The 20,883-nt window shown below is 71.9% G+C and carries 16 protein-coding genes and 1 other RNA gene; 9 read left to right on the forward strand and 8 right to left on the reverse strand.

Going from position 1 to position 20,883, the window contains the following annotated elements; all coding sequences use genetic code 11:
• Window positions 1-149: 149 nt before the first annotated feature.
• Window positions 150-692, reverse strand: a complete 543-nt coding sequence (locus ACGFIM_RS26490; protein ID WP_393204859.1) for a DinB family protein — start codon at window positions 690-692, stop codon at window positions 150-152.
• A gap of 90 nt (window positions 693-782) precedes the next feature.
• Between ACGFIM_RS26490 and ACGFIM_RS26495 the strand changes: the two genes are divergently transcribed.
• The 3 genes from ACGFIM_RS26495 to ACGFIM_RS26505 all read left to right on the forward strand — a co-directional run bounded on the left by ACGFIM_RS26495 (window position 783) and on the right by ACGFIM_RS26505 (window position 4,112).
• Window positions 783-1,742 (forward strand): helix-turn-helix transcriptional regulator, encoded by a 960-nt coding sequence (locus ACGFIM_RS26495; protein WP_393204862.1) that lies wholly within the window; start codon window positions 783-785, stop codon window positions 1,740-1,742.
• Between the two features lie 676 nt (window positions 1,743-2,418).
• On the forward strand, window positions 2,419-3,342 hold the full coding sequence (locus ACGFIM_RS26500) for an alpha/beta fold hydrolase (protein WP_393204865.1): 924 nt from the start codon (window positions 2,419-2,421) through the stop codon (window positions 3,340-3,342).
• Between the two features lie 146 nt (window positions 3,343-3,488).
• On the forward strand, window positions 3,489-4,112 hold the full coding sequence (locus ACGFIM_RS26505) for a TetR/AcrR family transcriptional regulator (protein ID WP_393204868.1): 624 nt from the start codon (window positions 3,489-3,491) through the stop codon (window positions 4,110-4,112).
• A gap of 355 nt (window positions 4,113-4,467) precedes the next feature.
• On the opposite strand, the gene ACGFIM_RS26510 is transcribed toward ACGFIM_RS26505, so the two are convergent.
• The 3 genes from ACGFIM_RS26510 to ACGFIM_RS26520 all read right to left on the reverse strand — a co-directional run bounded on the left by ACGFIM_RS26510 (window position 4,468) and on the right by ACGFIM_RS26520 (window position 8,583).
• Window positions 4,468-5,571, reverse strand: coding sequence for a M20 family metallopeptidase (locus ACGFIM_RS26510; RefSeq protein WP_393204871.1), 1,104 nt, complete (start codon window positions 5,569-5,571; stop codon window positions 4,468-4,470).
• Window positions 5,572-5,895: 324 nt separating this feature from the next.
• Window positions 5,896-6,921, reverse strand: coding sequence for a dipeptidase (locus tag ACGFIM_RS26515; protein ID WP_393204874.1), 1,026 nt, complete (start codon window positions 6,919-6,921; stop codon window positions 5,896-5,898).
• Between the two features lie 210 nt (window positions 6,922-7,131).
• Complete coding sequence (locus tag ACGFIM_RS26520) at window positions 7,132-8,583, reverse strand: flavin-containing monooxygenase (protein ID WP_393204877.1); 1,452 nt, start codon at window positions 8,581-8,583, stop codon at window positions 7,132-7,134.
• Between the two features lie 102 nt (window positions 8,584-8,685).
• Here ACGFIM_RS26520 and ACGFIM_RS26525 point away from each other — a divergent pair, with 102 nt between their 5' ends.
• From ACGFIM_RS26525 to rnpB, 4 genes are all read left to right on the forward strand, one after another.
• Entirely contained in the window at window positions 8,686-9,486 is an 801-nt protein-coding gene (locus tag ACGFIM_RS26525; RefSeq protein WP_393204880.1) for a Nif3-like dinuclear metal center hexameric protein, read from the forward strand.
• A 2-nt stretch (window positions 9,487-9,488) separates the two neighbouring features.
• Window positions 9,489-10,229: a zinc ribbon domain-containing protein gene (locus ACGFIM_RS26530; RefSeq protein WP_393204883.1), complete on the forward strand. Its 741-nt coding sequence runs from the start codon at window positions 9,489-9,491 to the stop codon at window positions 10,227-10,229.
• Window positions 10,226-11,491: a bifunctional RNase H/acid phosphatase gene (locus ACGFIM_RS26535; RefSeq protein ID WP_393204886.1), complete on the forward strand. Its 1,266-nt coding sequence runs from the start codon at window positions 10,226-10,228 to the stop codon at window positions 11,489-11,491. The genes ACGFIM_RS26530 and ACGFIM_RS26535 overlap by 4 nt, the downstream gene beginning before the upstream one ends.
• A gap of 91 nt (window positions 11,492-11,582) precedes the next feature.
• Window positions 11,583-11,973, forward strand: an RNA gene (gene rnpB, locus ACGFIM_RS26540) — RNase P RNA component class A.
• A 218-nt stretch (window positions 11,974-12,191) separates the two neighbouring features.
• Here the strand turns inward: rnpB and ACGFIM_RS26545 are convergent.
• From ACGFIM_RS26545 to ACGFIM_RS26560, 4 genes are all read right to left on the reverse strand, one after another.
• Entirely contained in the window at window positions 12,192-12,839 is a 648-nt protein-coding gene (locus tag ACGFIM_RS26545) for a class I SAM-dependent methyltransferase (protein WP_393204889.1), read from the reverse strand.
• A gap of 222 nt (window positions 12,840-13,061) precedes the next feature.
• Window positions 13,062-15,347, reverse strand: a complete 2,286-nt coding sequence (locus ACGFIM_RS26550) for a SulP family inorganic anion transporter (RefSeq protein ID WP_393204892.1) — start codon at window positions 15,345-15,347, stop codon at window positions 13,062-13,064.
• Between the two features lie 78 nt (window positions 15,348-15,425).
• Window positions 15,426-16,997 carry a hypothetical protein gene (locus tag ACGFIM_RS26555; protein WP_393204895.1) on the reverse strand — a complete coding sequence of 524 codons (1,572 nt, stop codon included), beginning with the start codon at window positions 16,995-16,997 and terminating at the stop codon, window positions 15,426-15,428.
• Window positions 16,998-17,196: 199 nt separating this feature from the next.
• Window positions 17,197-17,772, reverse strand: coding sequence for a YbhB/YbcL family Raf kinase inhibitor-like protein (locus tag ACGFIM_RS26560; protein ID WP_393204898.1), 576 nt, complete (start codon window positions 17,770-17,772; stop codon window positions 17,197-17,199).
• Window positions 17,773-18,358: 586 nt separating this feature from the next.
• On the opposite strand from ACGFIM_RS26560, the gene ACGFIM_RS26565 reads away from it, so the two are divergent.
• Both ACGFIM_RS26565 and ACGFIM_RS26570 read left to right on the forward strand, forming a co-directional pair.
• The gene (locus ACGFIM_RS26565; RefSeq protein ID WP_393204901.1) at window positions 18,359-18,880 is read left to right on the forward strand and encodes a PH domain-containing protein; all 522 of its coding nucleotides are present in this window, start codon (window positions 18,359-18,361) and stop codon (window positions 18,878-18,880) included.
• Entirely contained in the window at window positions 18,877-20,628 is a 1,752-nt protein-coding gene (locus tag ACGFIM_RS26570) for a PH domain-containing protein (protein WP_393204904.1), read from the forward strand. Before ACGFIM_RS26565 ends, ACGFIM_RS26570 begins: the two co-directional genes overlap by 4 nt.
• Window positions 20,629-20,883: the final 255 nt, after the last annotated feature.

Raw genomic sequence — 20,883 nt, forward strand, 5'->3', positions numbered from 1 at the left:
CACGTCACCGGTTCCCGCCCGCACCCGGCACCGGGCTGCGGGCGGCGGGGCCCGCCCGGCGAGCACGGTTCACGGCGGCCCGCTCTGACGACCCCCGACGGTCCGCCCCGACGGTCCGCCCCGACGGTGGCGGCGCCCCCGCAGCCCTCTCACCCCATGGTCCTCGCGCCGTCGAGGGACTCGCGGATGATGTCGGCGTGACCCGCGTGCTGGGTCGTCTCGGCGATGATGTGCAGGATCACCCGGCGTGCCGACCGGCGAGCCCCCGGCTCGTTCCACGGAGCCTCCGGCAGCGAGTGGCTGACGTCGAGGTCCGGCAGCGTGGCGACCACCTCGTCCGTCCTGCGGGCCACCTCCTCGTAGGCCGCCAGCACCCCGGCCAGCGTCTCATCGGGCAGGAGCCGGAACTCGGCGGCCCGCCGGGCGAAGTCCTCCTCGGTCATGTCGGTGAAGTTCTTCATGGCCGAGGTGCCGTTCAGGATGAAGTCCACCCAGGCCCGCTCCATCGACGTCACGTGCTTGATCAGGCCGCCGAGGCACAGCTCGCTGGCGGTCGTACGGGCGCGGGCCTGCTCGTCGGTGAGGTCGCGGGTGGTGTACCGCAGGAAATGGCGGGCCTGCGCCAGCTCGGCCAGCAGGTCGGCGCGCTCGCCGGTCAGCTCGGGCGTGCTGCTCAGTGTCTCAACGGTCATGGGTGATGCCCTTCTTCTCGGTCGCTTCCCCTCCACGATGGTCTCCATTGCGGCCACTTTCCGTCCTCAATGACGCGGAGAATGGAGAACATGGCGAACACCAGCACCCGGACATTGCGACTGCTCTCCCTCCTGCAGACCCACCGCTACTGGCCGGGCAGGGAGCTGGCGGAACGGCTCGGCGTGTCGCCCCGCACCCTCCGCAGGGACATCGACCGCCTCCGCGAGCTGGGCTACCCGGTGCAGGCGCAGCGCGGCGTGGACGGCGGCTACCAGCTCGCCGCCGGCGCGGCGCTGCCGCCCCTGGTGATCGACGACGAGGAGGCGGTCGCCCTGGCCGTGGGCCTGCAGGCCGCCGCGCAGAACCCGGTGGAGGGCATCGCGGAGTCGTCCGTACGGGTGCTGGCGAAGGTCGTCCAGGTGATGCCGGTACGTCTGCGCCGCCGCATCGACGCGCTGCGCGCCATGACCGTCTCCGCCGGCTGGGGCAACCCCGCCAGAGCCGCCGCAGACCCCGCCGTCCTCACCACCGTCGCCCTCGCCTGCCGCGACAGCGAACGCATCCGCTTCTCCTACACCGCCGCCGGCGGCAACAAGACCGAGCGGAACGTCGAGCCGCACCGCCTGGTGTCGCTCGGCCACCGCTGGTACCTCGTCGCCTACGACCTCACCCGCCACGACTGGCGCAGCTTCCGCGTCGACCGGATGTCCGCCCCGGAGAGCACCGGCGCCCGCTTCCGCCCCCGCGAGCTGCCCACCGCCGACGCCGCCGAGTTCGTCCAGGCCGGCCTCGACACCATGCAGCCGCAGACGTACCGGACGAAAGCCCTGGTCTACGCCCCGGCCGACGAGGTGCGGGCGCGCATCGGCCGGTGGGCCACCGTCGAGGAGGCCGAAGGCGGGCACTGCCTCGTCCACATGGGCACCGACGACCTCGACTGGCCGATCATGGCCCTCGGCAGCCTCGAAGCCGACTTCCGCATCATCAGCCCGCCCGAACTCCTCACCCGCATCCACGCCTGGGGCGCCCGCTTCACCCGCGCCCAGTGACCCTGGCCGTGAATCTGAGCCGTCCCCTGTTCCTCCTGGGACCGCTCCGACCAGACCTCAGCCCTCTCGCCGACACGCCGTCCAAGGCCCGCACCCCACCACCGACACCCTGTGACCGAAGAAGCACCCGCCCACCCACTCCGGACGGAGACTCGCCCGGCCGCTCGCCCCTGACACGCATCGGGTGGAGGTTCGCCTGGCCGCTCGCTCCTGACACGCATCGGGTGGGGGTTCGCCCGGTCGCCTGTCCTTGCCGCGCTCCGGATGGAGATGCGCCTGGCCACTGGCCCCTGACACGCATCGGGCGAGGAGGAACCCGGCAGCCCATCCCGAACACGTACCGGATGGAGAAGAGCCCGGCCGCCCGCTGCCTGCCCGCTCCGGTCGGAACATCTGCCGGCGCCACCCTCGCCGCATTACGGCCGGAGGCGACCCGCAACCGCGCAAAGCCGAAGCGCGGAGCCTCAACCGCTTGCGGCGGCTTACAGCAACGGATCGCCGAGACCACCCTCCTCGAACCCGCAGGAGAACGGCTCAGCCCGCAGAAGCGCTGTTCACCTCCCAGGAGAGCTGCTCCCCGAAGAGCCGCCGAGAGACCACCCACCGAGCCGAGCAGGAGCCGAGCCGAGCACGTCTGTCTACGTCGTAGACTCAGACTACGGTGTAGACACATGACATGAGGAGACCAGGGAGCACCATGGCGATCAAGTCGATGGGGTTGGTTGAAGTGCCCGGAGCCCGGCTGCATGTGGAGCGTGCGGGCGACGGCCCCGCGCTGCTGCTGATCCCAGGCGGAGGAGGCGACGCCGCCATGTACGCGGACGTCATGGAGCCGCTGTCGCGCACGTTCACCGTGATCACCTACGACCGGCGCGGCAACTCGCGCAGCCCGTTCACCCGCCCGGACGCCTCGATCACACCCGCGACCCAGGCGGACGACGCGGCCGCCGTCCTCGACCACCACAGCCTCGACCGCGCCTACGTCTTCGGCAGCAGCGGCGGCGCGATCATCGCCCTCGAGATGGTGATCAGGCACCAAGACCGCCTGCTGGGCGCCGTCGTGCACGAGGCACCGCTGATCCAGCTCCTGCCCGCCGGCTCCGCGGAGCGCCGGGAGATCGACCACATCGCCCGGCTCAGCCAAAAAGGGCACCTGATGCGAGCGTACGCGGCCTTCGGCGCGATGACCCTGCCCGACCCGCCGCGCATCTTCCTGTCGCCCGCCGGCCAGACCGCCATCGCCGCCGGAACCCGCCTCATGCTCGCCGCCGACGCCCTGACCCGGAAGGTCACCGGCCGCGCCCCTGACCCGATGACCCGCCAGCTCCACAACGCCGACCTGCTGCTGCGCCGCGAACTGCCCGCCTTCTGCTACGACTACCGGCCCGACCTGACCGCCCTGGCCGCCGCCACGGCTCCGTGGTGCCTGGCCGCCGGGCGCGACAGCGCCGGCAAGCCGTACCACGCCGCCGTCCGCCTGCTGTCGGAACGCCTTGGCGTACCCTGCCATGAGTTCCCCGGCGGCCACGTCCCGTACATGCAGCACCCGGAGGAATTCACCGCGACACTCAGCGCCGTCCTGGAGGGTTTCGCACCATGACGACCGACCCCAAAGCACCGGCCCCCCGAACGCAGAGCTCTCAGGCGCCGAGTCCTCAACCACCGACTTCTCACGTCCAGCGTTCTCAGGCTCCGGCTTCTCGTACGCGGGGGTCCCAAGCACCAGGTCTCAAGACGGCGGGCGAGGTGCCCGAGCCGCCCACCCGGCCCAGGCTCACCCGCGAATATCTCGCCACCGCCGCGCTCGCCCTGATCGACGCCCACGGCCTGCGCAAGTTCTCCATGCGCAAGCTCGGCACCGCCGTCGGCTTCGACCCCATGGCCGTCTACCGCTACTACGACGACCAGGAGGCGCTCTTCGACGGCGTGGCCGAGGCGATGTTCGACGAGATCGAGGTGGACACCCTGCCCTGGGACGGCCCTTGGCGGGAACTCGCCCGCGAATACTGCCTGCGCCTGCGCGACACCCTCCTGCGCCATCCCCACGCGGTCCAGGTGTTCGCGACCCGGCCGGTACGCTCGCCCGCCTCCATCGACACCGGCGTCAAAATGCTGAGCAAGCTCCAGGCCGAGGGCATCCCTCCGGCGCAGGCCCTCCGCCTTACCCGCTGCCTGCGCGAGTTCACCGTCGGCCATGCCCTCGCCATCGCCGTCACCAAGCTCGGCGGGGAACGCCGCAGCCGCAAACCCGAGCCCGGCAGCCCCGACTACAACCTCCTCGCCGAAGCCGCCGACGCCACCACCCTCGACGACCACTTCGAACCCGGCCTCACCGCCCTCCTGAACGGCTTCGCCCACACCCCTTCCTGAGACCACAGCCGCGCCTCGCCCCTCAGGGCCGTCGTGTGACTCGTTGGGCCGCTGCAGGCTTCGCCCCCTGGAACCCCGCTCTGGAATGGCCCGCCGGGATGCTTTGGGGGTGGTCCGCTGGGTCGCCGCCGGGCGGCCTTCACCGGCGTACCCGGCCGGCTTCACCACCACCACCACCTCTGAGTGCCTACACCGGTGCACTTGACGGGTTCTATCGCCGCTGTGACGTTCCAGCGCTCGTGAGCGCCTCCATCAGCGCTCTGAACGGCCATCCATTGGAGTGTCTCAACGGCCTCCACTGGCGCGTCTGGCCGGCTCCACCGGCGGCGAGCCGGTCACCTTGCGAAGCGGCTGCTCAGCGGACCGCCTCGATCAAAGCGCGGAGGAGGGCTGTGCGGCCGGGGAGCTCCGACACCAGGACGTGCTCGTGGTCCGCGTGCGCCCCGCCGCCCACCGCGCCCAGTCCGTCGAGGGTGGGGCAGCCCACGCCTGCTGTGAAGTTGCCGTCGGAGGCGCCGCCCACCGAAGCCGAGGTCAGGGGCGGCAGGCCGAGCTCCGCGGCCAGCTCCTGGGCGCGGGCGAAGAGCGCGGCCGACATGGACGCTTCGAGCGGCGGCCGGTTGGGCCCGCCGACGATTTCCAGGCGGGTGCCGGGCAGGACGGGCCGCAGGGCGCGCATCGCCGCGTCGACCCGCTCCTGCTCGGCCACCTCGGCGACCCGTACGTCCACCCCGACCGACGCGAAGGCGGGAACGGTGTTGAGCGTCGCACCGCCCGACAGGACCGTCGGCGTCACGGTCGTCGCGCCCGTGCCCAGCCCGGCGATGGCCAGGATCTGGTGGGCCAGCTCGACGCCCGCGTTGGCCCCCTTCTCCGGCTCCAGCCCGGCGTGCGCCGCCTTGCCGTGGACGTTGACGGTGTACATCGACGTGCCTTTCCTGGACGTCTTCAGTGCCCCGCCGTCGGCGCTCGCCTCCATGACGAACGCGGCGGCCAGCCCCCGCGCGGTGTCCTGGATCAGCCGCGACGACGTGATGGAGCCGACCTCCTCGTCCCCGGTGATGAGCAGCGTGATGCCGTCGAGCGAGTCGAGCCCGGCCAGCGCGTGGAACGTCTGCACCAGCCCCGCCTTCATGTCGAACACGCCCGGTCCCCTGGCCACTCCGTCGACCACCGACCAGGGGTGGGTGGCGAGGCTGCCCATCGGCCAGACCGTGTCGTGGTGGCCGAGCAGCAGCACCTTGGGCGTGCCGAACGACCAGCGCAGGTGGGTGACGCCGTCGATCACCAGGAACTCGGGCGCGCTGCCCAGGTGGCGGGTGCCCATCGCGGCCACCACCTTGGCGCTGCGGGCCACGGCCTCCAGGTCGCTGGAGAACGACTCGCAGCAGACCAGCTCCTCGAGGTCGGCCAGCATGCCGGCGAGCTCAGGAAAGGTGGTGTGGTGGTGGTCGGTCATGCCGATGGTCCCCCGTCGAACGTGGTCGTGGTGGCGGAAACGGTCACGCGAATGCCCCGCTTGGTCGCCCCAGCAGCCGGGTCGCGTCGGGTGTCCCGCTTGGTCGTGTCGGCAGCCTGATGACGTCGGGCGTCCTGCTTAGTCGGGTTGGGGGCCTGCTCGTGCTGGCCGTTCCGCTTGGTCGGGCTGGGCGCTTGTTCGGGTCGGGCGTCCTGCCTGGTCGGGTCGGCGATCTGGTGGCGTCGGGCGTGGCGCTTGGTCGTGGTGGAAGCCGGGGCGCGTCTTGCGCGGGTCGCGCGGCTGCCGTACGTGTGTGGGCCCGCATCAGAGCAGTTCCCCGAACAGGCGCCGCACATTGCCGCCGATGATCTGCATGACGTCCTTCTCCGGCAGGCCGCGCGCCAGCAGTCCCTCGGTCACCATGGGCAGCCCGGTGGGACCCTCCAGGCCCGGGATCGCCTTCTTCGGGTCGACACCCCTGGTGTGGACGTCTTCGCAGCACGGCGGCGTCAGGTCGTCCATGACCTCGCGGATGAAGTCGGGCCCGAGCCCCACGTGGTCGATGCCGGCGACGGAGACGATGTGCTCGATGTGGTCGAGCAGCCGGTCGAGCGTCATGTCCTCCTCGCGCTCGGCGAGGAACGGGGCGAAGAAGTTGACGCAGATGACGCCCCCGTTGGCGGCGATGGCGCGGAGCTGGTCGTCGGTGAGGTTGCGGTGGTGGTCGCGCAGGGCGCGGGCGGAGGAGTGGGTGGCGATGACCGGCCTGGTGGCCAGCTCGAGCACGTGGGCGACGCCGGAGGCGCCGAGGTGGGAGACGTCGAAGATGATGCCGAGCCGCTCGATCTCCCGCAGCGCCTCGACGCCGTGAGAGGTGAGCCGGCTGCCGGTGTCGTCTTCGCCGCTGCCGTCGGCCAGGGGAGTGCGGCCGAAGTGGGCGATCGACGCCACCCGGACGCCCAGGCGGTGCATGGTGGAGATCAGCTCGACGTTGGCGTCAATGCCGGGCATGCTCTCCATCGCCAGCACGAGCGCGATCTTGCCTGCGTCGAGCGCCCGGTCGATGTCGCCGGCGTCGAGGCAGAGGCTCACGTGGTCGGGGTTTCCCTCGGCCAGCACGTGAGCGCACTCGATCATGCGCAGCGTCTGACGCAGCGCGCCCTCGGGACGGTATTGGTCGTCGATGAAGACCGGCAGCACCTGAAGGTCGACCCCGCCGTCCTGGAGCTGCGGCAGCCATCGCTCACGGAAGAACGAGGCCCACTGCTGCGGCGGCCGTGCGGAGACCGCCATGAGAAGGTCGTTGTGAGTGTCGGCCACGACGGCGCGCTGGTGCAGGGGAAGCGTCATGCTTAGGACGTTATCGCGAGCCCGTGACCTGCACCATCGTGCTCCGGTCCGATCTTTGGCGTCCGATCCTGGTCTGACGCACAACGGGGGAGGTCCTACCCGGCTCTGACGGCCGCCGGCGGGGCCGGCCGGGCGGCGTCGATGGTGACCGCGCGCCTCCTGCCCGGCTTCGGTGGCGGCTCGGCTGGGTGGGTGCCGGCCGGGCGGGTCCTACCCTGCTCCGACGGGCCGGTACGCGGGCTCCGGCGGCCTGGCGGTCAGCCTGCGGTACAGCGTGGTGGGCCCCGGCCAGTTGTTCGTCACGCGCCCGTCGGGCGTCTTGTACCAGCTCCGGCAGCCCGCGCCCCACACCATCGTGCTCATGGCCGCATCCAGCTGCCGCCGCCAGGCGGCCATCGCCTCGGGCCGCACCTCGATGGGCCCTGACCTGCCGAGGTACGGCAGACACGCCATGATGTGCGCCACCTGGCACTCGATCATGAAGACGATGGAGTTGTGCCCGAGGTTGGTGTTGGGCCCGTACAGCATGAAGAGGTTGGGGAAGCCCGGCACGGAGATGCCGAGGTACGCCTCCGCGCCGTCCTTCCACCGCTCGTGCAGCGAGCGCCCCTCGCGCCCGATCACCTCGATCGGCGTCAGGAACTCGGTGCTCTTGAAACCGGTGGCGTACACGATGGTGTCCACCTCGTACGTGCCCGCACCGGTCTCGACGCCCTTGGGGGTGATGCGCGCGATGGGATCGGTCACCAGCGACACGTTCGGCCTGGTCAGCGCCGGATAGAAGGAGCTGTCGATGATCACCCGCTTGCAGCCGGGCGGGTAGCCGGGGGTGAGCTTGGCCCGCAGCTCGGGGTCGGGCACCTGGTCGCGCAGGTGGCGCAGCGCCCGCTGCCTGAGCAGCCCCTCGCTCCAGCCGCGTGCCAGCGCCGGGTAGAGGGTGCTCTCGGCGTACCGGTAGATCCATTCGCGGTACGCCCGCTGCAACCCGGGCACGAAGCGGAACGCCAGCCGCGCGACCGGCCCGAACACGGCGTCCGGCTTGGGGATCACCCAGTTGGGCGTGCGCTGGAAGAGGTACAGGTGCGCGGCCCGCTCCGCGACCCGCGGCACGAGCTGGGCCGCCGACGAACCGGTGCCGATCACCGCGACGCGCCTGCCGGTGAGATCGTGGTCGTGGTTCCAGCGGGCAGAGTGGAAGGCGACCCCCGCGAAGTCGTCCATGCCGGAGATGTCCGGCAGGCTGGGCCGGTTGAGCTGCCCCACCGCCATGACGACCACGTCGAACGTCTCCGTACGCTCGCCTTCCGCCGACGACGTGGTGACGTGCCAGGCGCCGTCCGCGAAGACCGCCCGCCGCACCTCCGTCCGTAACCGGATTTTCCGCCTGACGTCGTATTTATCGGCGCAGTGGTGGAGATAGCCGAGGATTTCCGGCTGCTCGGGGTAGCGCCGCGTCCAGCTCGAGTACTTTTCGAATGAGTACGAATACAGATGCGAGGGAATGTCGCACCCCGCCCCGGGATAGGTGTTGTCCCGCCACGTGCCGCCGAGATCGTCCGCCTTCTCGAAGACGCTGAACGTGCGGATCCCGGCCTTCTCCAGCCGGATCGCCATGCACAGCCCGCCGAAACCCGCTCCGATGATCGCGACGCGTGGCGCCATGCCCGTCCTCCGCAAGTCAGGATCCACTTACATTACGCCGAACGCCGCCGCCGCGACACCCCTCGATCTCCCGCGTACCGGTAGTCTGCGCAGGTGGCTGCTGTGACGTTGAATGACGTGATCGGAGTGCTCGAGGCGGCCTATCCGCCCGCCCGGGCCGAGTCGTGGGACGCGGTGGGGCTGGTCAGCGGAGATCCGGCGCAGGAGGTGCGGCGGGTGCTGTTCGCGGTCGACCCGGTCGCCGCCGTGGCCGACGAGGCGCTGGAGTGGGGCGCCGACCTGATCGTCACCCACCACCCCCTCTACCTGCGCGGCACCACCACCGTGGCCACCACCACGCCCAAGGGCCGCCTCGTCCACACCCTGATCAAGAACGACATCGCCCTCTACACCGCACACACCAACGCCGACGTGGCCAACCCCGGCGTCTCCGACGCCCTGGCCAGGGCGGTCGGGCTCACCGGTGACCTCGTGCCGCTCCAGCCGTTCCCCGACGACCCGTGGCGCGGGCTCGGCCGCATCGGCGAGCCGCCCGGGGAGACGACGCTGGAGGAGTTCGCCGAACGCGTGGCCAAGGGCCTGCCCCGCACGTCGTGGGGCATCCGCGTGGCCGGCGACCCCGCGCGCCCCGTGCGGCGCGTCGCGGTCAGCGGGGGAGCGGGCGACTCCCTGCTGGGCGCGGCCAGGGCCGCGGGCGTCGACGTCTTCCTCACCGCCGACCTGCGCCACCACCCCGCCAGCGAGTTCGTGGAGGCGGGCGGCCCCGCGCTGATCGACGCCGCGCACTGGGCGACCGAGTGGCCCTGGCTCGACAGCGCGGCGTCCATCCTGCGCGAGAGTGGCGTTAACGTTGAAACGCGTGTCTCCGCCACGGTCACCGATGCTTGGACAAGAGGATATTGATCATGAAAGCAGCCCCTGAGGCACAGAAGCGACTGCTCGACCTGGCAGAGCTCGACACCACGCTTGACCGGCTGGCCCATCGCCGCCGCACCTTGCCCGAGCTGGCCGAGATCGACGAGCGCTCCAAGCAGTACGCCAGGCTCGTCACCCAGGTGATCGAGGCCGAGACCGAGGCGGGCGACCTGGCACGCGAGCAGGCCAAGGCCGAAAGCGACGTCGATGCCGTACGCACCCGTGCCGAGCGCGACCAGAAGCGCCTCGACTCCGGGGCCGTCACCTCGCCGCGCGACCTCGCGAGCCTGCAGTCCGAGATCGCCTCGCTGCACAAGCGGCAGGGCGACCTGGAAGAGGTCGTTCTCGAGATCATGGAACGCCGCGAGGCCGCCGACACCAAGGTCACCGACCTGATCGCCCAGCGCGAGCAGGTCAAGGCCGAGCTGGCGGCCGCCGAGGAGCGCCGCGACGCCGCGCTCGCCGAGATCGAGAAGGAGGTGGCCGAGGTCCAGGGCCGCCGCGCGACCGTCGCCGGCGACATCCCCGCCGACCTGCTCAAGCTCTACGAGAAGCTCAGGGAGCAGTACGGCATCGGCGCGGCCATGCTGCGCGGCGGCCGGTGCCAGGGCTGCAAGGTGGCGCTGTCCATCGCCGAGATGAACGCCATCAAGGCCGCCCCCCACGACGAGGTGCTCCGGTGCGAGGAGTGCCGCCGCATCCTCGTCCGCACCGCAGAGTCGGGCCTGTGACCTCCTACATCGTCGAGGCCGACGGCGGCTCGCGCGGCAACCCGGGCCCGGCCGGTTACGGCGCGGTCGTCAAAGACGCCTCCGACGGGCAGGTCCTGGCGGAGGCGGCCGAGGCGATCGGCGTCACGACCAACAACGTCGCCGAGTACCGCGGGCTGATCGCCGGCCTGCGCGCCGCGCTCGACCTGGGCGGCGAAGGCGCGGAGGTGGCCGTACGCATGGACTCCAAGCTCGTCATCGAGCAGATGGCGGGCCGCTGGAAGATCAAGAACGAGGGCCTGCGCCCGCTGGCCGCCGAGGCGGGCGCGCTGGTCAGGCGGCTGCGGGTGACCGAGTGGACGTGGATCCCGCGCGAGCGCAACCAGCACGCCGACCGCCTGGCCAACGAGGCCATGGACGCCGCCGCCCAGGGCCTTGCGTGGAAGGCGGGCGGCGCCGCGCCCGGTTCAGCGGGGGCATCGAGTACGGCCGCGCCGTCGGTGCCGTCGGCGCCGCCGGTGCCGAAGCAGACCGACCTCCTCGATGCGGGCGACGTCGCCGAGCTGTCCGCCCCCACGGCCTCCGTCGCCACGGCCCAGCAGGCCCGGCAGCCGACGGCCCGGCGCACGGGCGAGGGCACCGGCACCGGCTGGGCCCCGCCCACCCGCGTCGCCACCTCGCTGCTCCTGCTCCGCCACGGCGAGACCGAGCTGTCCGTCGAACGCCGCTTCTCCGGCCGCGGCGACGCCGAGCTGACGGCGAGCGGCCTGGCCCAGGCGTCGGCGGCGGCCGAGCGGCTGGCGCGGGAGCCGTACCGGCTGGACGTCATCGTCTCCTCGCCGCTGAAGCGCGCCCGCCAGACCGCGCAGGCGGTCGCCGAGCGGACGGGCCTCGACGTGGAGGTGTGGGACGACCTCAGGGAGGCCGACTTCGGCGCGTGGGAGGGCCACACGTTCACAGAGGTCCAGCGCCGCTGGCCCGCCGAGCTGAACGCCTGGCTCTCCGACCCCGATGCGGCCCCGCCTGGCGGCGAGAGCTTCGCGGAGACGGCCCGCCGCGTGCGGGCGGCCAGAGAGCGCCTGATCGAGCGGTACGAGGGCCGCACCGTGCTCGCGGTCTCCCACGTCACGCCGATCAAGATGCTCCTCCAGGACGCGCTCACAGCCCCGCTGCAGGCCATCTACCGGATGCACCTCGACCTGGCGTGCCTGTCGCTGATCGAGTACTACGCCGACGGCCCCGCCGTCGTGAAGGGCTTCAACGACACGGCCCACCTCCGCTGACCTCGCCCGGGGCCCGGCACGGCCCCGGGCATAAGCGATCACATCTCGCCGTTGACGGTGGATGACCGAGGGTTTGATACCCTCCTGCAGACGAGTCGGCCGGGCGGCCGCGTCGGGCCTGCGGGCCCGCCGAGGAAGGTCCGGGCTCCACAGGGCAGGGTGGTCGGTAACACCGACCCGGGGTGACCCGCGGGAAAGTGCCACAGAAAGCAGACCGCCTTCCGGTCTCGGCCGGAAGGTAAGGGTGAAAGGGTGGTGTAAGAGACCACCAGCGCCTGCGGTGACGCAGGCGGCTCGGTAAACCCCACCCGGAGCAAGGTCAAGAAGGGACTCCCTTCGGGGTGTCCCGCGCGCGACGCTTGAGGGTTGCCCGCCCGAGTCGCGCGGGTAGACCGCTTGAGGCCGCCGGCAACGGCGGTCCTAGATGGATGGCCGCCCCTTCGCAAGAAGGACAGAACCCGGCCTACAGGCCGACTCGTCCCCCATCCCTTCTTCCTCTGCCTTACGGCGAAAGCCTCGGTGTCTTCCCCGGGCCTGCGGCGAAAGCCTCGGCCGCCCATGCCGAGGCTCGGCGCTGGTGCTTGGCCCGTGGCGGTCGTGGGTGTCTTCGTGGCGGCTGACGGGCCGTGGGCGACGAGGCGGCCGGCCGGGCGGCTGGTGACTCAGGGGTATCCGCCGTGGGCCGACCCGCCGCCGCAGGTCAGCGCTTCAGTACGGCGGCGCCGAGGATGTGGGTGTGGGGTGGGACCGGCGGGTTCGGGGCGAAGCGGAAGCGGTCGATCCAGGCCACCTCGAAGCCGGCCCGCTCGATCTCCGCCAGCGTGTCGCGGTTGGGGTGGCAGCCGCCGGCCGCGCGGCGCCAGGCGGGGGTGATCAGGTCCTGGAGGACGGCGATCGGGCGGCGCGGGGAGCGTACGTGCTCGTAGAAGTGCAGGCGGCCGCCGGGGGCGAGCACCCGTACGATCTCCGCGAGCGCGCTCCGCTGCTCCGGCACCGAGCACAGGACGAGCGAGACGACGGCGGCGTCCATCGTGTCGTCATCGGCCGGGAGGGCGCCCGCGTGGCCGGGCACCACGGACACCGGCACCGGCGCCGACCGCGCCTGCTCGGCCGCGTGGGCGCGCAGCGTGTCGTCCGGCTCCACCGCCACCACCTCCGTGACGGCGGGCGGGTAGTGGGGGAAGTTGCGGCCGTTCCCCGCGCCGATCTCGATCACCCGCCCCTGGAGGCCGGCCAGCAGGCGGCGGCGGTGCTCGTACGCACCGCGCCGGTCGGCCAGCTCGGAAACCCGCACGTACGCCTGGGCGAAGCGGGGATGCTGGAACTCGGTGCGAGACGTAGTAGCCATGTGTCCAGCATGCCCCGTATGCGCCGATGAGGGGCGGAGACGGCTCTGACACAGCGGCGAGGGGCGGAGGCGGCCGCCCTGCCATCCGGCAGCGGCGAGGGGCGGAGGCGGCCGCCCTGCCACCCAACGGCGGCCGCGTCCGCCCCTCCGGCCCCTGGGAGCCAGGACCGGCGTGGCGAGGAACGCCGTGGGCATCGGGCGGCCCTCGCCGGCACCGCGACCTCAACCCCGCCCGGCGTGCCCGGTCTGTGGAGGATCACTCAGAACCTGGCTCGTCGCGTGCTCGGCGGTCACGAGCCTGCGGGAGGGCTCGTCCGCGTACGGTGTGACGGGCCGCAGCGGCGGCACCTTGTGGACGCGCGCCGAGCCGATGTCGAAGTACAGCCCGACCAGCTCCAGCTTGCCCGCCCTGACCTGCTCGTCGATCTTCCGGTAGGTGCGCAGGTTCTCCAGCTGCTGCTGCACGTTCACCCGGCACAGCACGTCCAGCGCCCCGCTGTGCAGCCGGTCGCCCTCGCGCTCGATGAACGTGGCCAGGCTGTGGTACCCGTGCCGCAGCCACCGCCGCAGCCCCGGCAGGCTGCCCGCCTTCACGCCGGCGCTCAGGATGCCCGCCATCGCCCCGCAGCCCGAGTGCCCGCACACGGTGATGGTGCGGACGTTGAGCACCTGCGTGGCGTACTCGATGGCGGCCACCACCGAGTCGTCGTGCGGCTCCGCGCCCCTGCGCGGGACGAGGTTGCCGATGTTGCGCACGGTGAACAGGTCGCCGGGCCCGCTCGCGGTGATCAGGCTGGGCACGATCCTGGAGTCGGCGCAGGTGATGAACAGGTGCGAGGGCTGCTGCTTGCGCGCCAGCTCGGTGAAGATCGGGCGCACGAGCGGCGCCGTACGCCGGTGGAACTCCCGCGCCCCCGCGGTGAGCTGGCACTCGTCCCCCGCGTCGTCGGGCGGCGCGGACGCGGGGCGGCGCCGGTGCGCCCACGGCAGCCACGACCGGTCGGGCGCCTTCAGCGGCGACCTCTTCGGCAGCGTACGGCCGCCGCTCGCGGCCAGCGTGTACCACTCGTCGTGCAGCTCGTCGATGTCCACGGTGCCGCCCAGGCGCTCGTGGTCGAGACGCCAGGAGTGCAGGGCCTCGAAGGCGGCGTTGTCCATGAAGTCGATGTTCAGGTCGAGGTCCACATGGGTGCCGGCGGGGACGGCCCGCAGCTCGTGGGTCAGCCTCGGCACGCCGAGGAACGTCAGCGACCCCGAGATCGTCACCCGCAGCCGCCCGTCGCGCTCCTCGCTCTTGAGCACCGTCAGCATGGTGAGGCGGCGCAGCGCCAGCAGCGCGGCCAGCGCCAGCCCCGCCAGCACGCCTTCGGCGAGCCCGAGCAGGATGACCCCCAACATCGTCACGACGTACACCGGCACCTCGCCGTGCCCGTGCACCTTCTTGATATGGCCGAGGTTCACCATCTGGACGCCGATGGAGACCAGCAACGCCGCGAGCGCCTCCAGCGGGATCAGCGTGATCGTCCAGCCGAAGCCGAACGCGAACACCAGCACCCACACCCCGTGCAGGATCGCCGACCATCGGGTGCGCCCGCCCGCCTGCACGTTCGCGCGGCTGCGCACGATCACCCCGGCGATCGGGAGCCCGCCGAGCGCGCCGGAGACCATGTTGGCCACGCCCTGACCGGTCAGCTCCTGGTCGAGATCGGCCCTGCGGCCGGTGTGCATGCCGTCCACGGCCACGCAGCACAGCAGCGACTCGCAGCCCGCGAGCAGCGCCACCAGCAGCACCGCGCCCACCACCACGTGCCAGTCGCCCTGCGGCAGCACCGGGAACGCCCATTCGGTCATGCTGCCGGACAGATCGACCCGCGTCACGTCCCAGCCGAACGCCCACGCCGTGACCGCCGCCACGAACAGCGCCGCCAGCGGCGCGGGCACCGCCTTGACCCGCCGGGGCAGCCGCGTCCACAGGGCGAGCACCAGGATCGTGAGCACGCCGACCGCGACCTTGTGGCCGTGCAGGTTCGCGATCTGGCCGGGCAGCTCCACCAGGTTGGCCACGGCCGACCGCTGGGAGCTGCCGCCGAGCACGATGTGCAGCTGCGCGAGAGCGATGATCACACCGACGGCGGCGAGCATGCCGTGGATCACCGCGGGCGAGACCACCAGCGCCGCCCTGGCCGCCTTGAACACCCCCAGCACCAGCTGCACGGCCCCCGCCAGCAGGGTGATCATGCAGGTGGCCCGCCAGCCGTAGGTGTGGACGAGATCCACGACCACCAGCGACAGGCCCGCGGCCGGGCCGCTCACCTGTACCGCGGATCCGCCCAGGGCGCCCGCCACGATCCCGCCGACCACCGCGGCGATCAGACCGGCGACGAGAGGCGCCCCCGAGGCCATCGCGATGCCCAGGGACAGGGGCACCGCGACGAGGAAGACCACGAGCGAGGCCGGCACGTCGTGGCGGAGGGTGCTCGGCCAGCTACTCTTCGTGTCGCGGAACATGGAGCAAACCCTAGTGCTCCGTCGCCCCTGCTTGAGAAGGGCGTCACGCTGGTTTTACGGATTAATGAGTACGAAAGATCACCGGTAGTAATCGTGCGGAAGATCCTGATCGGGGTTCGCCCTGCGGTGGCTGCCGCTCCTGCGCCCCCTGCTGTAGGAGGAGCGGCCGGTCTCCGAAGACGGAGGCTCGGGCCATGAGGCGGAGGCGGGGCTGGTGGTGATGTCGCCCGTCTCGTACGCGCCCATCGCGAACGGCGACGCGGGCTGCGCGGGAGGCGGCGTCGGCGCGGACAGCACGTCGTAGTTGGAGACCGCACGGCCGGGCACGGTCGGGGTGCCGCCGGCGGGGGAGGGGCCGGTGAGCGGGTCGGAGTCGTCGGCCACGGCGTAGCCGGAGCTCACCTCGTACGTGGCGGGGTAGGACGAGCGGGACGCGGGCTGCTCGAACGCCGGCCAGGAGGTCCCGCCGCCGTAGGACGCGCCGCTGCTCGGCGCGGGGTCGTCGAGGATGTCGGGCGAGGGCGATACGGGCCACGAGCCGGACGCGGTGCTCGCCGCCGGCCTGGAGGCGCCGCTGCCGTAGCCGGTGCCGAGCGGGTCGGGCGTGTCGCCGTACGCGGGGAACGGATCGCTCGTCGGCGCCCCGTGGATCGGCGCGGCGGGCGTGGCCGGGAAGCTGCCGCTGGAGGTGGGGCCGGCCGCGGGGAACGAGCCGCTGCCGGTCGCCGCGGGGGTGGCGGGATAGGAACCGCCGGCCGTGCTGCTCGCGCCGTAGCCGCCGGTGGCGGACTGGTTGGACGAGACGCCGCTGGAGGCCACGGGAGCGGGCCTGGTGGGCGGCTCGGGGGGCGTGGGGGCGGGCACGGGCTGGGCGCCCGGGCCGAGGATGCTCATCACGTCGGCGGTCGGCGCGGCGAACGTCACGGTGCGCTGGTCGGCGAGCTCGGCCTGGCTGGGGACGCGCTTCTGCGGCTCGACGAGGTCGGCGAGGTTGGCGGCGGCGGGCTGGCGCTGCGTAGAGGACTGGCGCTGCGAGGGGGACTGGCGCTGGGAGGAGGGCTGGCGCTGAGGGAGGGGAGCCTGAACGGTGGTCGCGTCGGGGTCGGCGGAGGCGGTGGCGGGCTGCGGCCTGGCCGGGCGGGAACGCTTGGCGGGGCGCTCGCCGGACCGTCCGGAGGGACGTGCGGCCGGTCTGTCGGCCTGGGCGGCGGTGCGCTGCTCGCGCTCGGAGGTGCGCTCTGTGGGGCGGTCGGCGGAACGCGAGGAAGAGGAGGAGGCCTTCCTTGCGGCGACGGTGCCCCCGGCACCGAAACCGCCCTCTTCCGCCTCGCTGCGGATGCTGGCCCAAAACTCCTCGTCATCGTCGTCGTTGACCGGGTTGCCCCATTCGTCGACGCCACGACGGCCACGCTGCCCGGTGCGCACCGGCTTCTGCTTCGGCGCGTCGATCGGGCTGAAGTCGGGGCTGAAGTTGGTCATCCGCGGTTCGTGCTTGGCGAACTCGTCCGTGGAGCGCGTCTTGGTCTTCTCCTCTTTCTCGGCCATCTCCTTCAGCCGTTCCGGAGGAAGCGAGCTCTCCCTGCGGTTCATCGAACGCATGCCCAGTGCCACGACGACGAGCACGAGGAGCACGACAGCGACCAAGCTCACTACGACCGCGATCATTGCACCACCCTCAAAGCCATGGCCTCTCTCTGGCGCCGGTGAGATCGCGCGGCCATCGACGCGATCTGCCCCCTTTGATCACCAGCGCCTAACGATTGGATCTGATTGTGTCGGACCGGTATGAGAGTTGTCACACCCTACGTGAAGAATTGGTACACCGGCACTACATGCCGTGTTCGGGGTCTCACTCGATGCCCACCGCCGTCAGCCGCCCTCGGGCGATCGTCTTGTTGGCGATCTCCTTCAAGATCTGGGGAAGCTCCGGGCCCTCGTCGAGCTCGACCCGGTCGTCCAGCGTGTAGACGGTGAACCGGTAGCTCGCCTTCGTGTCGCAAGGCGGCTCGTAACCCTCGCGACCGCTGGTCACCTTCGCCTGGCCGGAGCCTTCCGGCGGGTCGGCCGCGGCGTTGGGGCCCAGCTCGGTCGTGGTCGCCGGGATGTTGTAGATCACCCAGTGCACGGCGGAGTCCGACCCGGTGTGGCTGTCGACCACGATCGCGATCGACCTCGCCTCGGACAGCGGCTGGCTCGACCAGCGCAGCGGCGGGCTGCCCTGGTCGCCCTTGCAGGAGTATTCGCTGGGCAGCGGCTTGCCCTCGCGCAGCTCAGGACTCGTGACGTTGATCTCGGCGATGTCCTTCGCCTGGGATCTGCCGATGAAGCCGAGGCTGCCGCAACCTGACAAGGCGAACGCGACACCTACCGCCGTCACGATGGCGGCGGCGCGTCGCACGCGTGATGCCGTGGTACACAGCCCCATGCCGGACGATGCTACGCGGCTCTCGGCGGTGCGCAGACCGTTTCTCGATGGTCCGTGCTCGGTAAAGGATCCGAAAACAGCCATATTGACGGCATCCGGGTAGTGAAGTTGGCCACATGAGAGGGGTGCGAGGGGCCTCCTGGGAATGCGGAGGTTGGAGTGACGAAAGCTCCCCTACCTGCACATATGCCTTTTTGTCGGATGACCGGAAGATAGTCCGTTAACCACCATAAAGGGGACATCGGTGTCGGGGTGGACGGCGGGCCGAAAAACCAGGTGTGCCAGCTCGTACGACAGGGTAACGGAGCCGCTTCGTTGCGCGATCACCGGGACTTCCGGACGGCGGCTGGCCACGTTGCGTGAGGCGATCGCGCAGTGGTGCGGTCACGCGCATGCCGGGCCTGGCTTGGCACGAACGTGGCCGCCGCCGACGTGGCCAGGCTCGACAGCCTGCGGCCGGCCGCCATCGAGCATGGCATCGCCCCGGCCGCCCGCCGAACCCGACACGCCGATCCGGGCGGCGACGCAGGTCGGCAACGGGCACGCGAGCCGATCTCCTGCCCGGTTCGCACCCTAAGCTGGGCTTGTGACGTCAACAGGCCCGCTGCGGGATCCGGCGAACCGCGTCTCGCCCAAGGCCATCCGGCTGTGGCTGCTCGAATCGCTGGTCGCCGCGGTGCTCTTCGTGGGCGGTGCACTGCTGGTGTCGACCTGGGTCGGCGGGAGCGGGTGGCCGTGGGTGCCCGAATGGCTCGCCGGCTCCCCGTGGCTGCTGCCGCTCGCGGTCGCGGTCGTCGTGCTGCCCTTCCTCGCGGCCGAGCCGTTCGTACGGTACGCCGTGCACCGCTGGGAGCTGTCAGGCGACGTCGTCTACGCCAGGTCGGGCTTCCTGACCAGGGAGTGGGTGTTCGTGCCGGTGAGCCGCATCCAGACGGTCGACAAGGGGCAAGGCTGGTTCGAGCGCATGCTCGGGCTGGCGACCCTGGAGATCCGCACGGCCTCGCACGCCGGCTCGTCCACCATCCAGGGCCTCGACTTCCACGTGGCGGCCCAGCTCGCCGAACAGCTCGCGCACCGGGCCGAACAGCTCAGGGACGACGCCACATGACCGGCCCACACCCCGCCCCGGACGACGACCCGAGGGACACGGAACGGCCGGCCACCCCACCTGCGCCGGACGCCGGCGGCCATCCCGCGGACGGAGGCCATCCGCCGGGACCCGGTGCGTGGAGCCATCCCGCAGGACCGCCGCCGCACCCCGGTGCCTGGAGCCACCAGGCCGGGCCGCCGCCCCCGTACGGACCGGAGGGCGGGCCGTACTCAGGACAGGGCCAGGGGCGCGCTCCCTATCCGGGCCAGGAGCGCGGGCCGTGGCAGGGGCCGGGGCGGGCGGCGCAGCGGCTCAGCCCCAAGGTGCTGCTCATCGACCCCGTACGCACCCTCCCGTCCCTCCTCCTCCCGCTGGTGGGCGTGCTGTTCGTCGGCGGTTTCTCGGCCAGGTCGTACGCCTTCGCGGCGACGGGCGTCATCGCGGCCGTGGTCTTCTCGGTCGTCAAGTGGGCCACGTTCACGTACGAGATCGCCGGCGACCGCCTGGAGACCAAGCGCTCGCTGATCAGCCGCTCGATCCGCACCATCCCCCTGGAACGCATCCGCGGCGTGGACATCAGCACCCCGCCCATGCACCGGCTGCTCGGCCTGGCCGTACTCAAGATCGACACGGGAGCGAGCGGCGACGAGGAGGAGGCCAAGCTCGCCGGCGTCACCCTCGAAGAGGCGGAACGCCTGAAGGCCGTGCTCCTGCGCCGCGCGGCCCCGCCCGCCCCCGGCGCCGTCCAAGCCCAGGCGCACGAGCCCGCACCGCCCGCAGAACGCACGATCATCAGCGTGCCCCGCCGATGGCTGCTGTACGGGCCGCTGTCCGGCGCGTACCTGCTGACCCCGTTCGCCTTCGCGGGAGGTGCCGTGGGGCTGGCCTTCCAATGGGGCGACGAGCTGGGCTTCGGCAGGGACGCCGCCTGGAGCGCGGGGCAGTGGCTGTGGGAGCACCCGTACCTGCTGCTCGCCGTCGCGGCGCTGCTCGTGGTGGCGATGCCGTTCGCGGGCGGCCTCATGTACGCGGTCTTCAACTGGGACTTCCGCCTCATGCGCCGCGCCGGCTACCTGGTGGCCGAGCGCGGGCTGATCAACCGGCGCAGCGTGTCTCTGGAGTCCCGGCGCGTACGCGGCTACGAGATCGTGGACGGCCTGGCCGAACGCTGGGCGGGCGTCGTACGCGTCTGGGCCATCGTGACCGGGCTCGGCGACTCCGAGACGCGCGGACAGCTCCTGCCCGACGTGCCGCGCGAGGTCGCCTTCCAGGTCGCCGGCGACGCCATCGGCCCCTACCGGGGCGACCTGCGCCCGCATCCTCCGGTGGCGCGGCAGCGCCGCCTCTTCCGCGCGATCGCCCCGTGGGCGGCGGCGGCCCTGGCGAGCGTGGCCGGCGTCTGGCTCACCGGGACGATGATCTGGTGGGTCGTCCTCGTCATGACCGTCCTGCTCGCCGTCGCCGGCGTCCCGCTCGGCCTCGACCGGTACGCCTCGCTCGGGCACGGCTACGACGGGCGGCGGCTGTCCGTACGATCGGGGTCGCTGCGCCGCGCCCAGGCCGTGGTCGAACGCCGCGCGGTGGTGGGCTGGCGGCTGCGCCAGACCTGGTTCCAGCGCCGCGCCGGGGTGCTCACGCTGATCGCCGGAGTCGGGGCGGGCAAGGGCGGCTACTCGGCCGTTGACGTGTCCATGGCTCAGGCGGTCGGCTTCGCCGGCGAGGTCACCCCGGAATGGCTCGCCCCCTTCCTCACCCGGAACCGCTGACCGTACGTGCGCGGGGCCGCTTGCGGCGGTGAACCCTGGGCTGCTCCGGGGCGGGGGACGCGACAGAGACCGTGACGTCGGGGCTCTCAACGGCCGCACTCGCTCCTGACGCCGTCTCGGTGGTTCGGGTCGGGCGCGTGACACTGCTGGATGAGCGACGCCGGTGGCGGATGGGCTCGGTGTGGGGCTGGTGCGCGGCTCCTGGCGGGTGTGTGGATCGGGGCGCGTGGCGCTGCCGGGCGAGTGGGCTCGGCG

Origin of the sequence: Nonomuraea sp. NPDC049309, from assembly GCF_043196965.1 — a bacterium.
GTDB classification, from domain to species: Bacteria; Actinomycetota; Actinomycetes; order Streptosporangiales; family Streptosporangiaceae; genus Nonomuraea; species Nonomuraea fastidiosa.